Raw genomic sequence first — 17,195 nt, forward strand, 5'->3', positions numbered from 1 at the left:
ATGCGGTATTAGCGTAACTTTCGCTACGTTATCCCCCACTCTTGGGTACGTTCCGATATATTACTCACCCGTTCGCCACTCGTCAGCGGAGCAAGCTCCCTGTTACCGTTCGACTTGCATGTGTAAAGCATGCCGCCAGCGTTCAATCTGAGCCAGGATCAAACTCTTCAGTTTAATCTCTGTTTAAAGTCCTTGCGGACTTGGTCGCTCATTCAAATAACTGACGAAACTTTCTTTCGAAAATTGCGTTTTATTACTGTATGAGCGTTTGATGCTATATTTTGAGTTATCGAGACCGAAGCCCCGGGCACTCCATCAAACGCCCACACTTATCGACTGTTGATTGTTAAAGAATTCTGCGCCTTTCAGCGGCTCTGCATTCCGGTCAACCCGGCGACGAAGCGTTGTGTTCGTCAGCAGCAGAGGAGCGAGATTATCTAGTGTTTCGTGATTCTCGTCAACCCCTCTTTTCTTCCACATCAACACGCTTGTTTCACTTTCGTGACAGCGCGTTGCTGCGAGGGACAGAACTATATCAAAGCCCCTCGAACTTTGGCAAGCGCTTTTCGAGGAAAGCGTGCATCCCCTCGCGCTGGGCCGGCGTACCGAACGCGGCATGGAACAAACGGCGCTCGTAACGCACCCCTTCCGTGAGCGGTACCTCGAAAGCATGGTTCACCGCCTCCTTGATCTGCATGGCCACGGACAGCGGCATCGATGCGATCGCCGTGGCTGCCGCCAGCGCTTCGTCGATCAGCTTGTCCGCCGGGACCACGCGCGCCACCAGCCCCGTGCGTTCCGCTTCGGCGGCATCGATCGTGCGCGCCGTCAGCAGCAGGTCCATCGCCTTGGCCTTGCCGATCGCACGTGGCAGGCGCTGCGTGGCGCCCGCGCCCGGCGTGACGCCGATCTTGATTTCAGGCTGGCCGAACTTGGCCGTGTCCGCCGCGATCACGAAATCGCACATCATCGCCAGCTCCGAGCCGCCGCCCAGCGCATAGCCGGCCACGGCGCCGATCACCGGCTTGCGTACCTTCAGGATGTGTTCCCAGTTGCGGGTGATGTAGTCGTCGCGGTAGGTGTCCTGGTAGGTGTAGTCGATCATCGCGGGAATGTCGGCACCGGCAGCAAAGGCTTTCTCGCTGCCCGTCAGGACGATGCAGCCGATCTGCGGATCCTTGTCGAAGATGGCGAACGCTTCGCCCAGCTCGTTCATCATGCGGTCGTTCAGCGCGTTCAGCGCCTTGGGACGGTTCAGGCGGATCAGCGCCACCCGGCCATGGACTTCGACGATCAGGTCTTCATATTGCATAGCGGCCTCCAGGGCAAACGGTCATAAGTAATCCGGAAAGCGATTGTAGCGTCATCGAAATGCCGCTGCTATCATCGTTGGCCCATGCCGTCCTCCCCGCGCGCCTCCTTCATTACCTCCATCGCCGAACGCTGGCGCAGCGATCCGCTGCTGGCCAGCCCCGACTTCCGCCGCTACTGGACCAGCATGGTACTCACCAGTTTCGGCTCGCAGATCGGCGCGCTCGCCCTGCCCCTGTGCGCGGTACTCATGCTGCATGCGACCGCGGCGCAGATGGGCATTCTCACTGCCGCAGCCGCCATTCCCTACGCATTCTTCGCCCTGCCGGCCGGCGTGTGGCTGGACCGCAGCCGCAAGCTGCCGATCCTATTGGGCAGCAAGATCGCGCAGGGCCTGTCGCTCGCCTCGATCCCCGTCGCGTGGTGGCTGGACCTGCTCGGCATGCCGTGGCTGTATACCGTGGCGGCGATCCAGGGCACCTGCTCCGTCATCGGCGGCGGCGCGGAGCAGATCTTCCTCACCCTGCTGGTGGGACGGGAACGCATGGTCGAGGCGCAATCGCGCTTTGCCACCACCGATTCCATCTCGCGGTTGCTGGCGCCCGGCCTGGCCGGCCTCCTGATCCAGTGGCTCACGGCGCCCGTCGCCATCGTCGTCAACGCGGCAACCTTCTTCATCTCGGTCTGGAACATGTGCCGCGTGAAGCTGCAGGAGGCGGTCCCGGCGCCCAGCGACAAGCACCCGCTGCACGACATCCGCGAAGGCTTCGTCTTCATCTGGCACCAGCCCCTGCTGCGCGCACTGGCCTGGACGGCGGGCGTGTGGCACCTGCTGTTCTATGGCTACTCGGCGCTGACGGTGCTGTTCGCCACGCGCGAACTGGGCATGACGGCCGGGATGATCGGCACGGCGCAGATGCTGGGCGGGATCGGCGTGTTCGTCAGCTCGCAGCTGATGCGGCCCCTGAACCGCCGCTACGGGCCGGGCGTGACGATCCTGATCGGCACCGCCGGCACGGCGCTCGGCTTCGTGCTGATGCCCACGATCCCGCGCGACCTGTTCGGCAGCGCCAACGCCACCGCGGCCGTCTATGCGCTGCTGGTGTTCTTCTTCGATTGCGGCGTGATGCTGTTCTTCGTGCCCTACCTGGCATTGCGCCAGAAGGTCACGCCGGACGCGATGCTGGGCCGGATGATCTCCACGATGCGCTTCCTCACCGTGGCCGTGGCGCCGCTCGGCGCACTGCTGGCCGGCTACGTGGGCGACCGCTTCGGCGTGCGCACCGCGCTGTACTGCATTGCCGCCGGCGGCATCCTGCTGACGGCGGCAATGATGGCCTCGCGTCCGATCCGAAGCGTGCGCCCCGGATAAAGGCCCGGTTCTACACTGGCCCGGTTGCCAACTTAGCAAGAGGGGCCATCATGTTCACCAACATCCTGTTTCCCACCGACGGCGCCGAGCTGTCGGAACGAGTCACGCCACAGGTCATCGAGTTCGCGCGGCTGCATGGCGCCCGCATCGTCGCCATCAGCGTGGCGCAGCCCTTCCCCTTCGTGCCGATGACGGAAGTGGCCGTGGTGCCGGACGCGCAAGTGTTCGATACGCAGATGGATGGCGTGGCGCGCGCCAGCCTGGAGAAGGTGTCGGCTGCGGCAGCCGCCGCTGGCGTGCCGTTCGAAGGCATCATCGCCAGTTCCCCCAGCCCGTCGGACGAGATCGTGGCAGCCGCGGCCCAGCACCACTGCGACATCATCGTGATGGCCTCGCACGGCCGCTCGGGCCTGGACAAGCTGCTGCTGGGCAGCCAGACGCAGAAGGTGCTGTCGCATACGCACCTGCCCGTCCTCGTGCTGCGCGACCCGCACGCCGGCTAGCGCGTCGGCCGCGGCAGCAGCACCCACACCTGGCCGGGCTGCTTCATGCGCCCGGCGTTCTCGGCCGCCTCGGTGCCGAAACCAAAGAAGAAGTCGACGCGGATGGCGCCCTTGATGGCGCCGCCCGTGTCCTGCGCCATCACGAGCCGCTGCAGCGGAATGTCGCTGGCCGCCTGCGTGGTGGACAGGAACAGCGGCGCACCGGCCGGGATCTGCGACGTGTCGACGGCCACCGAGCGCTGCGGCGTCAGCGGCACGCCCAGCGAACCTTTCGGGCCCACGTTCGGGTCCGGCAGCTTCTCCTCCCTGAAGAACACGTAGCTGGGGTTCACGTTGAACAGCTCCTGCCGGCGCGTGGGGTGGCCGGCGATCCAGGCCTTGATGCCCTGGGCCGAGGCCTGGTCCGCCGTCAACTCGCCCTGGGCGATCAGCCACTTGCCGATCGACTGGTAGGGCTGGCCGTTCTGGTCCGCATACGCCACGCGCACCGTCTCGCCGGTATCGAGCTGCACGCGGCCCGAGCCCTGCACCTCCAGGAAGAAGGCCTCCACGGGATCGTCGACCCACAGCAGCTCCTTGCCCTTGAAGTCGGCGCGCGCGATTTCGGCGCGGCTGGCGTACGGCACCACTTTCCTGCCCTGCAGCCGGCCGCGCAGCCGCTTGCCCTTCAGTTCCGGGTAGACGCTGGCCAGGTCGATGGTCAGCATATCGTCCGGTACTTTATAGAGGGGCGTCTGGTAGACGCCGCCCTGTTTGCGGGTGCCGCGCAGCAGCGGCTCGTAGTAGCCCGTGACGAGGCCCGTGTCCGAACCGTCCGGCGCGATCACGCGCTGCGGCTGCAGGAAGGTCTCGAAGAACAGCCGGATGGCGCGCTCGGCGCCGGCATTGACGGTGCGCGCGATCGAGCACGACTCCTTCCAGTCGGCGCGCTTGCCGAGCACGGAGCACGAAGACATGAAGGCCGGCCAGGCGGCCCGCACATCGTCGCGCGCCCAGCCCGGCAGGTCGGCGAACGTGGCGGGCACGAACGTGGTCTTGTTCGCCGGCGCTGGCGCAGCAGGCGGCAGCGGCTGTGGGGTGGCCTGCGGCTGGGCTGCCGGCAGCGGCTGCGGCGACTGCGTTACTGCCTGCGGCGGCGCCGTGGCGCAGCCGGCCAGCAGTACTGCCAGTGCGGTGGCGGCGCCCAGCGGGCGGATCATCGGATGAACATTACGGGGTAGACTACGGCGTGCAAAAGACATGGGGGCGGTATGTGGATTCTGATGGTCGAGGCATTGGTGGCGCTGTTCCTGCTGGTGTTCATCGTCTGGTGGACGATGCCGCGCAAGAAGAAGACCCCGCCGGCAGAGGGGCCGGGTAAGGCCGAATGATACAAGTTCCCCGGCAAGCCATCAGTGCAATGTGCGCGGCAGGGACAGCACGAACTCCGGGATCTTCGCTTCGAACTGGTGGCCATCCTCGGCCACGCAGAAGTACTCGCCCACCATCGAGCCCTGCGGGGTCGCCAGCTGCGTGCCGCTGGTGTATTCGAACTGCTCGCCCGGCTGCAGCAGCGGCTGGTGGCCCACCACGCCGAGACCGCGCACTTCCTGGATGTGGTTGTTCGCATCCGTGATGAGCCAGTGGCGCGAGATCAGCTGCGCCGCCACCTTGCCCGTGTTCCGGATCGTGATCGAGTAGGTGAACACGTAGTTGGTGCGTTCCGGGTCGGACTGCTCGGGCAGGTACTGGGTCCTGACCGAGACGGTGAATTCATATTGGGACATCGGGATTCCTCGTTGCTGGACTATGGTGCCAAAAAGACCAATTTGGCGGTTTGCTAACCGCGCACATTGCACCGCAAATCGCGTGGGCGCGCAAGACACGCCCCGCAGATATCGGGCGGGCGGCGTAGAATAGCGGATCTTTTTTATTCCATCTGCTACCGGCTCCGCCATGACCACCTTCCGCATCGCTCCCAGCATCCTGTCCGCCGACTTCGCCCGCCTGGGCGAGGAAGTGAAAAACGTCGTTGCCGCCGGTGCCGACATCATCCACTTCGATGTAATGGACAACCATTATGTGCCGAACCTGACGATCGGCCCGCTGGTATGCCAGGCGATCCGCCCGCACGTGGAAGTGCCGATCGACGTGCACCTGATGGTCAAGCCCGTCGACCGCATCATTCCCGACTTCGCCAAGGCCGGTGCGAACATCATCACCTTCCACCCGGAAGCCTCGGACCATATCGACCGCTCGCTGCAGCTGATCCGCGACCACGGCTGCAAGGCCGGCCTGGTGTTCAACCCGGCCACGCCCCTGTCCTACCTCGAGCATGTAATGGACAAGGTCGACATGATCCTGATTATGTCCGTCAATCCGGGCTTCGGCGGCCAGTCGTTCATCCCGCAGGCGCTAAAGAAGATCGCCGAGGCGCGCCGCCTGATCGACGAATCAGGCCGCGACATCCTGCTGGAAGTCGATGGCGGCATCAAGATCGACAATATCGCCGCGGCAGCGAAAGCCGGTGCGGACACCTTCGTGGCCGGCTCGGCGATCTTCGGCCAGCCCGACTACAAGGCCGTGATCGACGCGATGCGCACCCAGCTGGCGACGCTGTAATGACGGGCGCCCCGCATCCCCTGGCCGGCGTGCGCGCCGCCATCATCGACCTGGACGGCACGATGCTCGACACCGTGCCGGACTTCCACGTGGCGATCAACCGCATGCGCGCGGAGCTGGGCCTGGACGAGATCACGGCCGAGCAGATCAAGAACATGGTGGGCAAGGGTTCGGAAAACCTGATCCGCTCGGTGCTGTCGCTGGACCATGACGATGCCGCCGTCGAGCAGCACTTCGCCGCCGCGATGGATGCCTACCAGCGGCACTACCTGGCCATCAACGGCCACCACAGCACGCTGTATCCGGACGTGGCGGCCGGCCTGACGGAACTGAAGAACGCCGGCATCCGCCTGGCCTGCGTGACGAACAAGCCGCTGGCCTTCGCGCTGCCGCTGCTCAAGCTGAAGGAGCTGGACGGCTACTTCGAAGTGATCTACGGCGGCGACTCGTTCGAGAGGAAGAAGCCCGATCCGCTGCCGCTGCAGAAAGCCTGCGAATACTTCGGCCTGCCGGCGCACCAGGTGGTGGCGATCGGCGACTCGTCGAACGATGCGCAGGCCGCCCGCGCGGCCGGCTGCCCGGTGCTGACGGTACCGTACGGGTACAACCACGGCGAATCTATACACGACACGGATTCCGATGGTATAGTTGACACGCTGCTACATGCGGCTGAGCTGATCAGTGCACACAACCGTGCGCACAACGGCACGGCACCCACCTAAACACCATACAAGCACACGCTCGTCATCAACGATGTTTCTCAACAAAAGACACAACGTTACTCACCAGGGATCGATCGAGGCCTGGCTGTGGCGACGCTGGCAATCTTCGGCTGATTTCACCGCAAATTAAGCCATCCTGATTGCTGCCGTCGGAGACTTCGCGCGACCGTACTGAAAACGTGGGCCCATCGCTCTCCCGGCAGGTTTTTTGAACCTCACCGCCACCACCACACCTTCGCGTGGCGGACTGGAGAGAAGCATGACCGAACTCGAATTCAAATCGCTGGCCACGCAAGGCTACAACCGTATCCCCCTGATCGCGGAAGCGTTTGCCGACCTGGAAACGCCCCTGTCGCTGTACCTGAAGCTGGCGCAGAGCCAGAACGGCGGGAAGAACACCTTCCTGCTGGAGTCCGTCGTCGGCGGCGAACGCTTCGGCCGCTACTCCTTCATCGGCCTGCCCGCGAAGACGCTGCTGCGCACCGTTGGCAACCGCACCGAGATCGTCAAGGGCGGCGAAGTCATCGAAACGCATGACGGCAATCCCCTCGAATTCATCGAGCAGTACCAGGCCCGCTTCAAGGTCGCGCTGCGGCCCGGCATGCCCCGTTTCGTGGGCGGCCTGGCCGGCTACTTCGGCTACGACACCGTGCGCCATATCGAGAAGAAGCTGGCTGGCTCGGCGCAGAAGGATGACCTGGGCCTGCCCGACATCCAGCTGATGGTGACGGAAGAACTGGCCGTCATCGACAACCTCTCCGGCAAGCTGTACCTGATCGTGTATGCGGACACCACGCAGGCCGAGTCCTTCCCGAAAGCGCGCCAGCGCCTGAAGGACCTGAAGGCACTGCTGCGCCGCGGTGTCGATGCGCCCGTCACGTCGTCGTCCGTGCGCACCGAAGCGATCCGCGATTTCGACAAGGCCTCCTACCTCGCCGCCGTGGCCAAGGCGAAGGAATACGTGATGGCGGGCGACCTGATGCAGGTGCAGATCGGCCAGCGCATCCGCAAGCCGTATGTCGATTCGCCGCTCACACTGTACCGCGCGCTGCGCTCGCTGAACCCGTCGCCGTACATGTATTTCTATAACTTCGGCGACATGCAGATCGTGGGCGCGTCGCCGGAAATCCTGGTGCGCAACGAGACTCTGCCGGATGGCGAGAAGAAGGTCACCCTGCGCCCCATCGCCGGCACGCGCCCCCGTGGCAGCACGCCGGAACAGGATGCGCAGCTGGCCGAGGAACTGCTGGCCGATCCGAAGGAAGTGGCCGAGCACGTGATGCTGATCGACCTGGCCCGCAACGACCTGGGCCGCATCGCCGAGATCGGCTCCGTGAAGGTCACGGACAAGATGGTCATCGAAAAATATTCGCATGTGCAGCACATCGTCTCGAACGTGGAGGGCAAGCTGAAGTCCGGCATGTCGAACCTGGACGTGCTGCGTGCCACCTTCCCGGCCGGCACGCTGACCGGTGCGCCGAAAGTGCGCGCGATGGAAGTGATCGACGAGCTGGAGATCACCAAGCGCGGGATTTATGGCGGCGCCTGCGGCTACCTGTCGTTCGGCGGCGAGATGGACGTGGCGATCGCCATCCGCACCGGCGTGATCAAGGACGGCATGCTGTACGTACAGGCCGCCGCCGGCATCGTGGCCGATTCGGTGCCCGAGATGGAATGGCAGGAAACGGAAAACAAGGCGCGCGCCGTGCTGCGCGCGGCCGAGCAAGTGCAGGATGGCCTGGATGGGGAGTTCTAAATGCTGCTGATGATCGACAACTACGATTCGTTCACCTACAACATCGTGCAGTACTTCGGCGAGCTGGGTGAGGATGTGCGCGTGGTCCGCAACGACGAGATCACGATCGAGGAGATCGAGGCGTTGAATCCGGACCGCATCTGCATCTCGCCGGGACCGAAGGCGCCCGCGCAGGCCGGCATCTCTGTCGAAGTATTGAAGCACTTCGCGGGCAAGAAGCCAATCCTCGGTGTGTGCCTGGGCCACCAGGCGATCGGCGAAGCGTTCGGCGGGAAGGTCATCCGCGCCAGGGAAGTCATGCACGGCAAGACGTCGCCGATCGCCCATACCGGCGAGGGTGTGTTCAAGGAGCTGCCGAGCCCCTTCACCGTGATCCGCTACCACTCGCTGGCGATAGAGCGCGCCTCGCTGCCCGCCTGCCTGGAAGTGACGGCATGGACGGACGATGGCGAAATCATGGGCGTGCGGCACAAGGACTACGACATCGAGGGCGTGCAGTTCCACCCCGAGTCGATCCTGTCCGAACACGGCCACGCGATGCTGAAGAACTTCCTCGACCGCACCGCCCCCGTGGCAGCAGCGGCGGAGGAATGACCATGGCGATCACCTACCAGGAAGCGCTGGTCCGCTGCATCGAGCACCGCGAGATCTTCCACGACGAAATGCTGCACCTGTTCCGCCAGATCATGCGCGGCGAGATGTCGCCAACCATGGTGGCGGCGCTGACGATGGGCCTGCGCGTGAAGAAGGAAACGATCGGCGAGATCACCGCCGCCGCGCAGGTGATGCGCGAGTTTTCCACCAAGGTGCCGATGGCGGACACGACGAACCTGCTCGACATCGTGGGCACCGGCGGCGATGGCGCGCACACGTTCAACATCAGCACCTGCGCCATGTTCGTGGCCGCCGCGGCCGGCGCGCGCATCGCCAAGCATGGCGGACGCAGCGTGTCCTCCTCCTCCGGCAGCGCGGACCTGATCGAGGCGCTGGGCGCCAACATCAACCTGAAGCCGGAACAGATCGCGCAATCGATCGCGCAGACGGGCATCGGCTTCATGTTCGCGCCGAACCACCACGCCGCGATGAAGCACGTGGCGCCGGTGCGCCGCGAACTGGGCGTGCGCTCGATCTTCAATATCCTGGGACCGCTGACCAATCCGGCCGGTGCGCCGAACATCCTGATGGGCGTGTTCCATGCGGACCTGGTCGGCATCCAGGTGCGCGTGCTGCAGCGCCTCGGCGCGCAGCACGCCATCGTGGTGTATGGCCGCGACAACATGGATGAAGTGTCGCTGGGCGCGGGCACGCTGGTGGGCGAACTGGTGGACGGCGAGATCCGCGAATACGAGATCCATCCGGAAGACTTCGGCCTGCCGATGATCGCCAGCCGCAACCTGAAGGTAGCCGATGCGGCCGAATCGAAGGCCAAGGTGCTGGGCGTGCTGTCCGGCGAAACGGGCCCCGCGGCGGACATCGTGGCGCTCAATGCCGGCACCGCTCTGTACGCTGCCGGCGTGGCACCGTCGATCGAGGTGGGATTGATCAAGGCGCGCCAGGCACTGGAATCGGGTGCGGCACTGGCGAAGCTGAACCAGTTCGTCGACGTCACGCAGTCGCTCGGCGCCCATAACTGAGGCGGCGCATGTTCGGCATCCATGACCTGGCCTTGTTCATCGTCTCCGGGCTGCTGCTGAACATCATGCCCGGACCGGACACGCTCCTGATCATGGCGCGCAGCGCCACGCAGGGCTGGCGCGCCGGCGTGGCCGCCTCGCTCGGCATCGGCACCGGCACGCTGGTGCACGTGCTGGCGGCCGCGCTGGGCCTGTCGGCGCTGCTGGCGACATCGGCGGCCGCGTTCAACGTCGTCAAATGGGTCGGCGCGGCCTACATCGTCTGGTGCGGCATCGGCATGCTGCGCGCCCGCCTCAAGCAAAGCGACGACGTCCCGTTGCCGCCACCCGCCCCGCTGCCGCTGCGCCGCATCTATGCCCAGGGTTTTCTGACCAATATCCTGAACCCGAAGGTCGCGCTGTTCTTCCTTGCCTTCGTGCCGCAGTTCATCGATGCCGATGCGCCGAACAAGCCGCTGGCCTTCATCGTGCTGGGCCTGATCTTCGACTTCAACGGCATGTTGTGGTGTCACGGCCTGGCGCTGTTCACCGCGTTTGCCAGCGCGCGCCTGAAAGTCAAACCGCTCGTTGCGCTGTGGCTGAACCGCGTCACCGGCAGCCTGTTCCTCGTGCTGGGCGCGCGTCTCGCGCTGGCCGACCGTCACTAAAGAAATCCATGTCCGATATCCTCAATAAAATCCTGGCCGTGAAGGCCGATGAAGTGGCCGCGGCAAAGAAATACCGCAGCCTGGCCAGCCTGCGTGCCGACGTGGAAGGCGACAGCGCCTCGCGCGCCGCCCTCCGCGGCTTCCAAGCGAACCTGCGCCGGCACATCGCGGCGGGACAAGCCGGCGTCATCGCCGAAGTGAAGAAGGCGTCGCCATCGAAGGGCGTGCTGCGCGCCGACTTCCAGCCTGCGGCGATCGCGCAAAGCTACGAAGCGGGCGGTGCGTCCTGCCTGTCCGTGCTGACGGATGTGCAGTTCTTCCAGGGCGCCACCGAATACCTGCAGCAGGCCCGCGCGGCGTGCAGCCTGCCGGTGCTGCGCAAGGATTTTCTGGTCGATATGTACCAGGTCTACGAAGCCCGCGCGATGGGGGCGGACTGCATCCTGCTGATCGTCGCCGGCCTCGATCACGGCCTGATGGCAGAGATGGAAGCGTGCGCGCACGACCTGGGCATGGACGTGCTGGTGGAGTCGCATGATGGCGACGAGCTGACGGCGGCGCTGAAGCTGAAGACGAACCTCATCGGCATCAACAACCGCAACCTGCGCACCTTCGAGGTCTCGCTGGACAACACGCTGGCCCTGCTGCCGCGCATTCCGGCCGAACGCATGGTCATCACGGAATCGGGCATCCTGAATGGCGACGACGTGAAGCGCATGCGCGAGGCGGATGTGCATGCCTTCCTGGTTGGCGAGGCGTTCATGCGCGCGCCGGATCCGGGCACGGAGCTGAACCGGCTGTTCAACTGACGGCTAGAACACCTGCCAGGCCGCTTCCTGCCACGTCTCCACGCGGTCGCGGCCGTTCTTCTTCGCCTGGTACAGCGCCTCGTCGGCACGGCCCAGCAGCGGCTGCAGGCCTTCGGCCGGATCGGTCTGCACCGACACGCCGATGCTGGCCGTGCAGGACGGCATGTCGCCGGTGCAGGCTTCGCGCAGCAGCGTCTGCACCCGTCCGGCCACGGCCAGCGCGCGCTTCAGGTCCGTCTCCGGCAGCAGCACATTGAATTCCTCGCCGCCGAAGCGCGCCACCACATCCGATTCGCGCAGCACCGATTCGATCATCTTCGCCACATTCACGAGCACCCGGTCGCCTTCCGCATGGCCGTGGTGGTCGTTGATCTTCTTGAAGAAATCCAGGTCGACGGACAGTAGCGCCAGCGAGCGTGAGCGCTGCCGCTGGCGTGCCATGCGGGCCACCTCGCGCGTGTAGACCTCGCCGAAACCGCGCCGGTTCAGCACCCCGGTCAGCGGATCGCTGGCCGAGCGGCGCTCCAGCAGCAGCCGCAGGCGTTCGTTCGCCACCATCAGGAAGCCGAGGGCCAGCAGTGCCGGCTGCAGCGCCGTCGCGGCCAGGTACACGCTCTGGAAGGCGCCGGGCCGCGTCACGTCCACCACCGCCGCGCCGTGCGTCAGGGCCAGCACGCCGCGCACCGCCATCAGCACCGTATTCAATGCGATCAGGCCGCCGAAGAACCAGGTGGCCAGCTTGGGGCGGCCGTGCCGCCAGACGAGTCCCAGCAGCGTGCCGTTCAGCACCGTCATCGGCAGCGCCATCCATGCCACGCGGGCCGCATAGTCTGGGTACACCAGCAGGAAATACAGCATGCCCGCCAGCGCGAAGCCGGCCGCGCCGCCCAGCATCTTCCAGCCCGATGCGACACCATAGAAGCGCTGCAGGCCGATCATGCACAGGCCATTGCCGATCACGAACAGCACGTTCGCGACCGGCAGCAGCACGGCATCGGGCAATGTGCCGCGCAAGGCGAAACCGATCACGGACACCACCTGCACCAGCATCGCGGCGCTCCAGTGGCCGATGCCACGCAGCTCGGCGGGAAAACTGCGGCGCGCACCGAACAGCACCATGCTCATGACGGCGCACATCAGCGCCGCCATCAGCACGACGCTGAACGGATCGAGTAGTTTCATCATCGGCGCATCGTCAGCGCACCCTCAGCGCACCGTCAGCGGGTGGTCGGGCGCGCCACCGCGGGCTTGCGCGCCGGATCGAAGGACAGCGTGATGCCGGGCACCCGGTCGCCCTGCAGCTGGACCGCGAAGGTCATCAGCTCGTCGCGGCGGAACGCGTGCACCTGCACGGTGTCGCCGACGCGGTAGCGCGCCAGCAGCGTGTCCAGGTTGTTCGGATTGCCGGAGACGCGCAGGCCATCCAGCGCCACCAGCAGGTCGCCAGCGGAAAGGCCGGCGCGATGGGCCGCCCCGCCTTCATGGACGGCGGACAGCCTGGCATCGGCACCATCGCGGCCGATGTTGGCGTCCAGGCTGGCCTTCGTGCCCTTGCGTTCATCCACGTACTTCACGCCGAACGGCGCCAGCAGCTTCGCCAGCGGCACATCTTCCGTGCCGCGGATGTATTTTTCAAAATAGCTCTTCAGGCGCAGGCCGCTGATCTCGTCGAACAGCGCTTCCACGCCGGCCGGCGTGACACCCTGGCGGCCATCCGGATAGAAATCCCGGCCGTAGCGCTGCCACAGGGCCAGCATGATGTCGTCCAGCGAACGCTGGCCGCCCGTCTTCTGGCGGATGGTCAGGTCCAGGCCCAGCCCGATCAGCGAACCCTTGGCGTAGTAGCTGACGATCGCGTTCGGCGCGTTCTCGTCCTGCCGGTAGTACTTGCCCCAGGCGTCGAAGCTGGAATCGGCCACGCTCTGCTTCGTGCGGCCGGCGCCGCGCAGCACGCCACCCACCGTCTTGCCCAGCATCTTGTAGTACTGCTGCTCCGTGATCATGCCGGCACGGACCAGGAACAGGTCATCGTAGTAGCTCGTGAACCCTTCGAACAGCCACAGCAGCGGCGTGTAGTTCTCCCCCTGCAGGTCGTAGGGCGCGAACACGGCCGGCTTGATGCGCTTCACGTTCCAGGTGTGGAAATACTCGTGACTGCACAGGCCCAGGAACTTGATGTAGCCCTCGCTGCGCGCGGCGCCTTCCGCGGCGGTGCTCGGCAGGTCCGCGCGGGCGCAGATCAGCGCCGTCGAGGCGCGGTGTTCCAGGCCGCCGTAGCCGTCGCCGACGGCGAGCGTCATGAACACGTAGCGGTCCATCGGCGCTTTCTTCGTCTTCGGCTCGAAGAAGGAAATTTGCGTTTCGCAGATCGCTTTCAGGTCGGCGCACAGGCGCGGCATGTCCAGGTTCGGCACGCGGCCCGTGATGACCACGTCGTGCGGCACGCCATGCGCGGTGAAGGTGGCCAGCGCAAAGTCGCCCATCTCCACCGGGCTGTCGATCAGTTCATCGTAGTCGCGCGCGATGTAGGTGCCAAAGCCGTAGCGCTTCGCCTTCAGTTCCGGCAGTGCCGTGGCCACCCGCCAGGTGCGCGCGGCATCGTCCGCCGGCCGCTGGATATCCACCACATGCGGCGCATCTTCCTGGCCCGGCACGCGCAGGAACACGCTGGTGCCGTTGAAGAAGCCGTGCGTGCGGTCCAGGTGGGCGGCGCGCACCGACAGGTCCCAGGCATACACGTCGTACTGCACGACGAGAGGACCAGCAACAGGGGGCGCCTGCCAGGAATGCTTGTCCAGCTTCGTGAGCGGCACGGCCTGCCCGCCCGCCTCGGCGCGGATCTGCACGATATTGCGCGAGAACTCGCGGATCATGTAGCTGCCGGGGATCCAGGCCGGCAGCGCCAGCACCTGGCCATCGGCGGCAGGCTGCTGCACGGTCAGCGTGACCTGGAACAGGTGGGCGGCAAGGTCCTTCGCGGCGATCGTGTAGGCGATGCCGGGAACGGAGGAACGGGAGGTCTTGGTCTTCGGGAGTGTTTTCATTGCAGGTCGGTCGGGGTGTCGATATCGAGCAGGATGCCCGGGTCGTCGACAGCCACTTCGTTGACGATATTGTGCCTGACGATGCTGCGCGCGCCCGCGTCGCCGGTGAGCGCCAGCAGCTGCGGCAGGTGCCGGCGGCCGAATGCCACCGGATTGCCGCGCTGCTCCATGTACTTTGGCGCCGCGATGTCGGCACCCTCTTCCACCGCTCGCGCCAGCGCAAGGATGGTGGCGGGCTGCACGCGCGGCATGTCGCCCAGCGCCACCACCCAGCCGCATGCTTCCTGTGCGTGGCGCAGGCCATGCACCAGCGAGGCGGCCATGCCGGTCTCCGCATCGGCGCAGACGGTGACTACGCAACCGAGCGCCGTCAACTGGGCGGCCAGTGCAGCCTCGCCGGGACGGACCACAGCCACCACGCGCGGCAGTGCCGCCAGCAGGTGGCGCGCGCTGTGCACCACCACCGCTTCGCCATCGAGCGTTTGCAGCAGCTTGTTGCGCGCGCCGGCCGGATCGAAACGGCGCCCGCGGCCGGCGGCCAGCAGGACACCCGTGATGTCTTCCATCCCTTACGCCACCTGCGGCGCGGCCGACGAGGCCAGGTCGAACGGCAGCTTGCGCAGGCGCTTGCCCGTCAGCCGGAACACGGCGTTCGCGAACGCGGGGGCCAGCGGCGGCAGGCCCGGTTCGCCCATGCCGGTCGGCGGCTCGTTCGATGGCACCAGGTGCACCTCGACGCGCGGCATGTCCGGCAGGCGCGCCACCGTGTAGTCGCTCAGCTGGCCCTGTTCGACGATACCATCCTTCAGCGTGATGGCGGCGCCCGGCAGCGTGGTGCCCAGCGCCATCAGCACGGCGCCCTGCACCTGCGCCTCGATCGTCAACGGATTGACGGCCTGGTTGCAGTGCACGCCGGCCGTCACCTTCAGCAGCTTCGGCGCGCCATCGACGATGGACGCCGTGACGACATACGCCACCACGGTGCCGAACGATTCATGCAGCGCCACGCCATACGCCTGCCCGGCCGGCAGTTTGACGGTACCGTAGCCGGACTTGCCCACGGCCAGATCGAGCGCCAGGTGATGGCGCTTGTGCTCCGCCGGGATCAGCCGCTTGCGGTAGGCCACCGGATCGACACCGGCCGCAGTCGCCGCTTCGTCGACCAGCGTCTCCGTGACGAACGCCGTGTGCGTGGAACCGACCGAGCGCCACCACAGCACCGGCACATTCGCCTTTGCGTTATGGACGGACAGGTTCAGCGGCACCTGGTACGGCTCGCCCAGTCCCTCGACCATCGTGCCGTCGACACCGTTCTTCACCATCATCGGTTCCATCACCGTACCGGTGAGGATCGACTGGCCGACGATCACGTGGTCCCAGCCGACGATCGTGCCTTTCGCATCGAGCCCCAGGTGCGCCTGGTGCACGTGGGAAGGCCGGTAGTAGCCGCCCTTGATGTCGTCCTCGCGGCTCCAGATCACCTTCACGGGACCGGACTTGCCGGACTTCGCATACGCCTTCGCGACATTGACCGCTTCCACGATGTAGTCGGAGGACGGCACGGCGCGCCGGCCGAAGCCGCCGCCGGCCACCATCGTGTGCAGCGTGACCTGTTCTGGCTTCAGGCCGGCCGTCCTTGCGGCGGCCGCCTGGTCCATCGTCTGGAACTGGCTGCCGGCCCAGATCGTGCAGGCATCGCCGCGCAGGTCGACCACGCAGTTCAGCGGCTCCATCGGTGCGTGCGCCAGGTACGGGAATTCATACACGGCGGAGATCTGCTTCGGCGCCGTGGCCAGCTTCGACGTGTCGGCCGTCTTCGCGGACGTGCCTTTGGTCGCGGCGAGCGCGCGGAAATCGGCGAACTGCTGCGCGCTGCTCACCTTTTCGACGCCGCTGGTGTCCCAGTCGATCTTCAGTGCATCGCGGCCCTGCTTGGCCGGCCAGTAGCCTTCGGCGATGACGGCCACGCCGCTGCCGCCGCGGTCCGTATCGACCGGCAGCACGGCGATGACGCCCTTGATCTGCTTTGCCGCCGCGGCATCGAACTTGGCCACCTTCGCGCCGAACACGGGCGGGCGCGCGACGACGGCCACCTTGGCATTCTCCGGCTTGAAGTCCATGCCGAACTGCTGGCTGCCGTTCGACTTGGCGCGCGCATCGAGCCGTGGCATGGGCTTGCCGATGAAGCGGAAGCGGTTCGGATTCTTCAGCACCACGTGGGCCGGCACCGGCTGGCGCATTGCCGCGTCGGCCATGGCGCCGTACGTGGCCTTCTGGCCGTTCGGGCCCGTCAGCACGCCCTTGGCGGCCTTCACCTTATTGACCGGCACGTTCCACTGCTGCGCGGCGGCGGCCACCAGCATGTGGCGCGCCTTCGCGCCGATTTCGCGGTACTGCACCCACGAGTGGGCGATGGAGCCGGAGCCGCCCGTGATCTGCATGCCGAACAGCGGATCCTTGTACGCGTCGCCGGCCGGTGCCAGCGCGCCGCGGATCTGCGACCAGTCGGCATCGAGTTCTTCGGCGATCAGCATCGGCAGCGCGGTCTGCACGCCCTGGCCGAATTCCAGGCGGTTGACCTGCACGGTGATGGTGTTGTCCGGCGCGATGCGCAGGAAGGCATTGGGCTGCTGCGCCGCTGCCGGCAAGGCGGCACGCGCCATGCGGCCACCGGCCACGAAGGTGAAGCCCAGGACCAGGCCGGCACCGGCGGAAGCCTTCAGGAAGCCGCGGCGCGACACGCCTTCAGCGGGGGCGGCTTCCTGCATGAACCATTCTTTTTGCATGGTGGTCTCC

At 65.9% G+C, this 17,195-nt stretch carries 16 protein-coding genes and 1 rRNA gene; 9 read left to right on the forward strand and 8 right to left on the reverse strand.

All coding sequences use genetic code 11. The features are described 5' to 3' along the window. Window positions 1-174 (reverse strand): 16S ribosomal RNA (locus tag IP91_RS24195); the annotation flags it as partial. Between the two features lie 361 nt (window positions 175-535). Further along, window positions 536-1,312: an enoyl-CoA hydratase gene (locus tag IP91_RS24200; protein WP_145652869.1), complete on the reverse strand. Its 777-nt coding sequence runs from the start codon at window positions 1,310-1,312 to the stop codon at window positions 536-538. 84 nt (window positions 1,313-1,396) lie between these two features. On the opposite strand from IP91_RS24200, the gene IP91_RS24205 reads away from it, so the two are divergent. Together IP91_RS24205 and IP91_RS24210 are read left to right on the forward strand one after the other, a co-directional pair. After that, window positions 1,397-2,683: an MFS transporter gene (locus IP91_RS24205; RefSeq protein ID WP_145652871.1), complete on the forward strand. Its 1,287-nt coding sequence runs from the start codon at window positions 1,397-1,399 to the stop codon at window positions 2,681-2,683. 50 nt (window positions 2,684-2,733) lie between these two features. Further along, entirely contained in the window at window positions 2,734-3,186 is a 453-nt protein-coding gene (locus IP91_RS24210) for a universal stress protein (RefSeq protein ID WP_145652873.1), read from the forward strand. Here the strand turns inward: IP91_RS24210 and mltA are convergent. Further along, the gene (gene mltA, locus IP91_RS24215; protein WP_145652875.1) at window positions 3,183-4,385 is read right to left on the reverse strand and encodes a murein transglycosylase A; all 1,203 of its coding nucleotides are present in this window, start codon (window positions 4,383-4,385) and stop codon (window positions 3,183-3,185) included. The two genes, IP91_RS24210 and mltA, sit on opposite strands and share 4 nt — an antisense overlap. 192 nt (window positions 4,386-4,577) lie before the next feature. Then, entirely contained in the window at window positions 4,578-4,952 is a 375-nt protein-coding gene (gene apaG, locus IP91_RS24220) for a Co2+/Mg2+ efflux facilitator ApaG/CorD (RefSeq protein WP_145652877.1), read from the reverse strand. A gap of 169 nt (window positions 4,953-5,121) precedes the next feature. On the opposite strand from apaG, the gene rpe reads away from it, so the two are divergent. The 7 genes from rpe (at window position 5,122) to trpC (ending at window position 11,355) form a co-directional block, all read left to right on the forward strand. Next, window positions 5,122-5,787 (forward strand): ribulose-phosphate 3-epimerase, encoded by a 666-nt coding sequence (gene rpe / locus IP91_RS24225; RefSeq protein ID WP_145652879.1) that lies wholly within the window; start codon window positions 5,122-5,124, stop codon window positions 5,785-5,787. Next, on the forward strand, window positions 5,787-6,509 hold the full coding sequence (locus IP91_RS24230) for a phosphoglycolate phosphatase (RefSeq protein ID WP_145652881.1): 723 nt from the start codon (window positions 5,787-5,789) through the stop codon (window positions 6,507-6,509). The genes rpe and IP91_RS24230 overlap by 1 nt, the downstream gene beginning before the upstream one ends. 259 nt (window positions 6,510-6,768) lie before the next feature. Then, a complete protein-coding gene (gene trpE, locus IP91_RS24235; protein ID WP_145652883.1) occupies window positions 6,769-8,265 on the forward strand; it encodes an anthranilate synthase component I in 1,497 nt (498 codons plus the stop codon). After that, window positions 8,266-8,859 carry an anthranilate synthase component II gene (locus tag IP91_RS24240; protein ID WP_145652885.1) on the forward strand — a complete coding sequence of 198 codons (594 nt, stop codon included), beginning with the start codon at window positions 8,266-8,268 and terminating at the stop codon, window positions 8,857-8,859. A 2-nt stretch (window positions 8,860-8,861) separates the two neighbouring features. Further along, window positions 8,862-9,899, forward strand: coding sequence for an anthranilate phosphoribosyltransferase (gene trpD / locus IP91_RS24245; protein WP_145652887.1), 1,038 nt, complete (start codon window positions 8,862-8,864; stop codon window positions 9,897-9,899). Between the two features lie 8 nt (window positions 9,900-9,907). Next, the gene (locus IP91_RS24250) at window positions 9,908-10,546 is read left to right on the forward strand and encodes a LysE family translocator (protein WP_145652889.1); all 639 of its coding nucleotides are present in this window, start codon (window positions 9,908-9,910) and stop codon (window positions 10,544-10,546) included. Between the two features lie 8 nt (window positions 10,547-10,554). Next, window positions 10,555-11,355: an indole-3-glycerol phosphate synthase TrpC gene (gene trpC, locus IP91_RS24255; protein ID WP_145652891.1), complete on the forward strand. Its 801-nt coding sequence runs from the start codon at window positions 10,555-10,557 to the stop codon at window positions 11,353-11,355. Window positions 11,356-11,358: 3 nt separating this feature from the next. Here the strand turns inward: trpC and IP91_RS24260 are convergent, their stop codons facing one another. Genes IP91_RS24260 through IP91_RS24275 form a run of 4 tightly spaced genes read right to left on the reverse strand, consistent with a single transcriptional unit; the run spans window position 11,359 to window position 17,185 of the window. After that, window positions 11,359-12,540 (reverse strand): GGDEF domain-containing protein, encoded by a 1,182-nt coding sequence (locus tag IP91_RS24260; RefSeq protein WP_145652893.1) that lies wholly within the window; start codon window positions 12,538-12,540, stop codon window positions 11,359-11,361. A 32-nt stretch (window positions 12,541-12,572) separates the two neighbouring features. Continuing rightward, the gene (locus IP91_RS24265) at window positions 12,573-14,399 is read right to left on the reverse strand and encodes a M61 family metallopeptidase (protein WP_145652895.1); all 1,827 of its coding nucleotides are present in this window, start codon (window positions 14,397-14,399) and stop codon (window positions 12,573-12,575) included. Continuing rightward, window positions 14,396-14,965: a nucleotidyltransferase family protein gene (locus IP91_RS24270; RefSeq protein WP_145652897.1), complete on the reverse strand. Its 570-nt coding sequence runs from the start codon at window positions 14,963-14,965 to the stop codon at window positions 14,396-14,398. The genes IP91_RS24265 and IP91_RS24270 overlap by 4 nt, the downstream gene beginning before the upstream one ends. 3 nt (window positions 14,966-14,968) lie before the next feature. Next, window positions 14,969-17,185, reverse strand: coding sequence for a xanthine dehydrogenase family protein molybdopterin-binding subunit (locus IP91_RS24275; protein ID WP_145652899.1), 2,217 nt, complete (start codon window positions 17,183-17,185; stop codon window positions 14,969-14,971). Window positions 17,186-17,195: the final 10 nt, after the last annotated feature.

This window comes from Pseudoduganella lurida, assembly GCF_007830455.1.
GTDB classification, from domain to species: Bacteria; Pseudomonadota; Gammaproteobacteria; order Burkholderiales; family Burkholderiaceae_D; genus Rugamonas; species Rugamonas lurida.

What these genes read in the sequence shown, in the direction of transcription:
- IP91_RS24200 (WP_145652869.1), bottom strand. Translation starts at nt 1,312, where the DNA reads ATGCAATATGAAGACCTGATCGTCGAAGTCCATGGCCGGGTGGCGCTG.
- IP91_RS24205 (WP_145652871.1), top strand. Translation starts at nt 1,397, where the DNA reads ATGCCGTCCTCCCCGCGCGCCTCCTTCATTACCTCCATCGCCGAACGC.
- IP91_RS24210 (WP_145652873.1), top strand. Translation starts at nt 2,734, where the DNA reads ATGTTCACCAACATCCTGTTTCCCACCGACGGCGCCGAGCTGTCGGAA.
- mltA (WP_145652875.1), bottom strand. Translation starts at nt 4,385, where the DNA reads ATGATCCGCCCGCTGGGCGCCGCCACCGCACTGGCAGTACTGCTGGCC.
- apaG (WP_145652877.1), bottom strand. Translation starts at nt 4,952, where the DNA reads ATGTCCCAATATGAATTCACCGTCTCGGTCAGGACCCAGTACCTGCCC.
- rpe (WP_145652879.1), top strand. Translation starts at nt 5,122, where the DNA reads ATGACCACCTTCCGCATCGCTCCCAGCATCCTGTCCGCCGACTTCGCC.
- IP91_RS24230 (WP_145652881.1), top strand. Translation starts at nt 5,787, where the DNA reads ATGACGGGCGCCCCGCATCCCCTGGCCGGCGTGCGCGCCGCCATCATC.
- trpE (WP_145652883.1), top strand. Translation starts at nt 6,769, where the DNA reads ATGACCGAACTCGAATTCAAATCGCTGGCCACGCAAGGCTACAACCGT.
- IP91_RS24240 (WP_145652885.1), top strand. Translation starts at nt 8,266, where the DNA reads ATGCTGCTGATGATCGACAACTACGATTCGTTCACCTACAACATCGTG.
- trpD (WP_145652887.1), top strand. Translation starts at nt 8,862, where the DNA reads ATGGCGATCACCTACCAGGAAGCGCTGGTCCGCTGCATCGAGCACCGC.
- IP91_RS24250 (WP_145652889.1), top strand. Translation starts at nt 9,908, where the DNA reads ATGTTCGGCATCCATGACCTGGCCTTGTTCATCGTCTCCGGGCTGCTG.
- trpC (WP_145652891.1), top strand. Translation starts at nt 10,555, where the DNA reads ATGTCCGATATCCTCAATAAAATCCTGGCCGTGAAGGCCGATGAAGTG.
- IP91_RS24260 (WP_145652893.1), bottom strand. Translation starts at nt 12,540, where the DNA reads ATGATGAAACTACTCGATCCGTTCAGCGTCGTGCTGATGGCGGCGCTG.
- IP91_RS24265 (WP_145652895.1), bottom strand. Translation starts at nt 14,399, where the DNA reads ATGAAAACACTCCCGAAGACCAAGACCTCCCGTTCCTCCGTTCCCGGC.
- IP91_RS24270 (WP_145652897.1), bottom strand. Translation starts at nt 14,965, where the DNA reads ATGGAAGACATCACGGGTGTCCTGCTGGCCGCCGGCCGCGGGCGCCGT.
- IP91_RS24275 (WP_145652899.1), bottom strand. Translation starts at nt 17,185, where the DNA reads ATGCAAAAAGAATGGTTCATGCAGGAAGCCGCCCCCGCTGAAGGCGTG.